Below are 4,115 nucleotides of genomic sequence, written 5' to 3' on the forward strand. Positions count from 1 at the left end.
TAAATATTTAACAGTGATTCGATGCCGAATTGCTGTGTCATGCGGTGTTAATCCGAATTTCTCCGGGCTATCCCCCTGATATGGGTAGGTTGCTCACGCGTTACGCACCCGTGCGCCACTCTCACTAGTTTTAAGCAAGCTTAAAACTAGATCCCGTCCGACTTGCATGTATTAGGCCTGCCGCTAGCGTTCATCCTGAGCCAGGATCAAACTCTCCATTGTAAAATGAAGTTTGACTCTAACTATTTATAAAAAATAGAATTGTCTTTTTAATATCTATTTAGTTATTGACTAAGGTTTGATTTTATAACTTTCGTTTTCTCAAACTACTCGTTACGCTACATGATCATTTTCTTAAAGAACTTCTATCGAATCCGCATCGCGCTTCTTCTTATATTTCGAGCATTACTGCTGTACTTATCTTTTTTTGTCCCCCCTTCGTTTCCGACGGGACTGCAAAGGTAGAAACTTTATTTTAAACCGCAAATTTTATTTGAAGTTTTTTTTCTTTTCGTTTTTCCCGATTTCTCAGATTAAACACTCTCTAGCTTCGTATCTAATGGTTGCTTCCAACCGTTCCTCCCTTGCGGAGTGGTGCAAAGATAAGGAAGAATTATAATCACTTCCAAACCTTTTGTAGATTTATTTTTACAAATTAACCTAACTCGCTGGAAGATTGATGGATAAATAAATTTATTCTTAAACTATAAATGAAAAATCCCCAGATTTTATATTTCTGAGGATTTCTAGGTGACATATACATTTATTTAATTGGCTAAATTGAATGCAGAATTACGTACACAGCGTATATTCATCCTGTAATTTTGAACAGAATTTCCAACTGAAGTAACAACATCAGAAGTAAAATCTTTTGTATCTAACACTCCTAAAGCTAATAAAATGATATCTACATTTAATAACTCTAGACCAGAAGAACCAAACTTAAAATAACTCGCACTATTACCATCTTTCGCCCAATAATAACCATTACCTACTAATGTAGTACCTAGATCCACAACACCTAAATTTAGAACTGATGTTCTCTTTGGCCTATCCTTATAAAAACTCGTCAAAATATTACTATTATCATAATAACCATAACCCGACAAATACAAGTTATGCATTTTAGTATTATTATCATTCAATCTATAATTAGCACTATACCCATCTGTTGGCTCAGTACCTGGCAAATATTCGTTAATATTATACCAACCGGCAACAACCTCATAGGGCTTAGTGGTACCAACTATTCCCAACAAACCACTCAAAGGCTCACCCCTATCCAATATAAATAAATTATCAGGCGCACCTATTCTTATTAAATTAGCTCTTGATTGGAAGTTTTTTAATGTTTCGTAATCAGAACTTGTAGGCATCTTCCACAAACCTGTGGGATATACTTGAGCACAAGGATCATAAGTCCCCCTTGAACCGTCTGGTGTCACTGCGCCAAACCTCCATATATCATTAGGATCTGTAAATAAATACGCACTTGATGAGGTACGATTTTTCATATCTCTATAATGTGGACTAGGTCTAAATCGATATTTATTTTTATCAGGAGCGCTAGCGTCATACCATAAGTTTGATCTAGCCCATTGTGCACCTCCATTTACCACTTGAATAGCTGACTCAATCAAATTTGCTGTAATAGTGTACTTTCTCCCCATTGCAGGAGTTAATTCTGGATGCTTCAAATTCACATTAGCTATCGAGAAAGTTCTATCAATTTTCCCTTTAATCGGCGGATCCGTTTTATCTAAGTTATTATCATCTAATTTAAGTACTAAAGGCTCTAAACGAATAACTAATTGATCTGCAGCTATGGAAGAAGGCACTCCCACAGAATAAAACGTTGCAACCTTACGCATTCCTAAAGGAATATCAGTAGCGACGACATCTTTCATTGCTACAGAATTAATAAAAGTATCTCTATAACTATTTGGAACAAAAATACCTTCTAACACATTAAAATCTGCAGTACGTGAAATAACACCAGAATTACCATTAGAAATTTTCAAGTTAGTCGTGTTTGCAATAGTGCCAAACATTCCTCTTGTATCTAAATTCACCTCTAGCATTGTTGTTAAACGTTTAAAAATTATATTTAAATAATTCATTCCGCTTGCTATAACAATGCTTTTAGAATCATACATGAAGTCTTTATTTGCTAAAGCAGTTTTAGGGATAATATTAGCCGAAATATCGGGAACAGTTGATTGATTAATAGAATAAGCCACCCATTTATACGTATGTCCAATATATAACGAAATATCGGGCTGATCTGATTTCCCTAATAGCAAATTATACTCCGGAGTAGATTCATTACCTTTATAAATTAACAACCTATATTTCACCGTATCCTTAATAGCTACTGCAGCTAACTTTGACAAACTATTATTTGTTAATGTAGAATTTGCTAACTTCTCACCCTCTCCACTACCTTTTGGATAAGAATCTGACACAGAAAAATCGATAATTGCATCAAACTCATTATATGAATTTATAACAAATGAGTTATTTTCCTTTTTACTAAAACTCGAACTTCCTATTTTATCGTTACCTACATAATCTTGTACTCCCTGAAGATTAATCTTCAAATTTCCTTGACTGGAGCCTTTATCATTTTCCTTATTACATCCCCAAAAAGACAATACGGATAAAAAAGCCACTAGCAATACATAATATTGACCTTTAGATATAAGTATATTCATTTCTGTAATTTTAAAGGTTTATTAAATATCATTATAGTTATTCGTAGGGAATGTAGATCCTTCAGTAAATTCTTCCACCATTGGAATAAAAGGATTGTTGCTATCTCCGACTATAACCGGTGCGCTAGAGGCCGCTACGAGGTCGTCTTCCATCAAGAAAGTAAAGACCTTAACTGTAGGTTTTGAATAAATTTTGTTTTTCATATTGATAAATATGTTAGTAGATGTAGTAGAGCTTTGGGAAGACTCTAAAACTTTATTAACTACACAAAGAAAGCTATTTTATGCCGGAAAACATATGATATAAGCACAACAAAACTAGCTTATGATCACCAAAAAGATAATTTAAATCTCTCAACAAAAACTCAAAAACAGAAGATTAAAAATTTTTACTTCAAGAATATTTAAAAGCGGTATAAGTAAAAAATAACCTAAAAGAAGGTTTGTATTATTTTTGTTACAATGTAATTTTTTCTCGAATTGAGCTTAAAATTTAACTTCCAAACAAAACATTTGTTCAAAAGAAGAGTTAGGCAATAAAATTTCACAAGGTAAAATCTATACATATTTATATGCAAAATATTTCCATATATGTATAGATTTTTCGATCGTTGCACAATAATTGTAGGAAGTCATTTACAGTGAAATACTTTAACCTAAAATCTCAAACTAAAAGCTTTTAATATTCCATTAAAATATTTTAACTAAAAAAATTAACAACATACTTCATTATATATAACGTACATGATTTATTAGCTTAAAACGCAATAAAAATTTCGCCAATTACTGCAATAATGTTTAATACATCTCATAAGAAACGATAATAGGTCTGCATTTGAAGAGCTTTACGGCAGGTTAGTTAGCGGCCTTTAACTACAGGCATAGTATATTACAAAGGATGAGAATATTTCCAAGGATCTTGAGCAAGAAATTTTTATTAAATTGTGGGAACACAGACAATCCTTACCTATTTATATTAATATAGATCAAAAGCGTCCTAAATAAGGTAAAAAATGGCGTTGAATTTATATAGCAGGGATTGCTATATTTAATTCGCTAAAATGATTCAACCGCCATGGTAAATATAAACGTATTTTCTCAGATATTAGGACTAGTAGATCGCAATATTTTTAACAAATTGGTTCAACAATATCAGTCCGATAAACATCACAAAGGGATCAATAGCTGGACTCACTTTGTGAGTATGCTTTTCTGCCATCTTTCCTCCGCGGATTCCGTTCGCGATATTTCCAATGGTTTGCGTAGTACTACAAGAAACATGAGTCATATGGGAATTTCCAGAACACCTAGCAAGTCCAACTTATCTTATATCAACAAACATCGTGATCATTGTCTATTCCGTGATTTGTATTATAGACTTTTGGATGATTTGTGGCATAA

Annotated in this window: 3 protein-coding genes and 1 rRNA gene; 1 reads left to right on the forward strand and 3 read right to left on the reverse strand. The window is 33.0% G+C overall.

The window, feature by feature from the left end; translation table 11 throughout:
- The 3 genes from GOQ17_RS15930 to GOQ17_RS15940 form a co-directional block, all read right to left on the reverse strand.
- Positions 1-222 (reverse strand): 16S ribosomal RNA (locus GOQ17_RS15930); the annotation flags it as partial.
- A gap of 545 nt (positions 223-767) precedes the next feature.
- Entirely contained in the window at positions 768-2,714 is a 1,947-nt protein-coding gene (locus GOQ17_RS15935) for a hypothetical protein (RefSeq protein WP_159639036.1), read from the reverse strand.
- Positions 2,715-2,735: 21 nt separating this feature from the next.
- Positions 2,736-2,918, reverse strand: coding sequence for a hypothetical protein (locus GOQ17_RS15940; protein ID WP_159639038.1), 183 nt, complete (start codon positions 2,916-2,918; stop codon positions 2,736-2,738).
- 871 nt (positions 2,919-3,789) lie between these two features.
- On the opposite strand from GOQ17_RS15940, the gene GOQ17_RS15945 reads away from it, so the two are divergent.
- Positions 3,790-4,115 (forward strand): DUF4372 domain-containing protein (locus tag GOQ17_RS15945; protein WP_159639040.1); only part of this gene is annotated, 326 nt, incomplete at its 3' end.

It is taken from the genome of Sphingobacterium composti (assembly GCF_009829075.1).
Classification (GTDB): Bacteria; Bacteroidota; Bacteroidia; order Sphingobacteriales; family Sphingobacteriaceae; genus Sphingobacterium; species Sphingobacterium composti.

Bases quoted from the DNA above. Each gene is read 5' to 3' on its own strand.
- GOQ17_RS15935 (WP_159639036.1), bottom strand. From the start codon at position 2,714: ATGAATATACTTATATCTAAAGGTCAATATTATGTATTGCTAGTGGCT.
- GOQ17_RS15940 (WP_159639038.1), bottom strand. From the start codon at position 2,918: ATGAAAAACAAAATTTATTCAAAACCTACAGTTAAGGTCTTTACTTTC.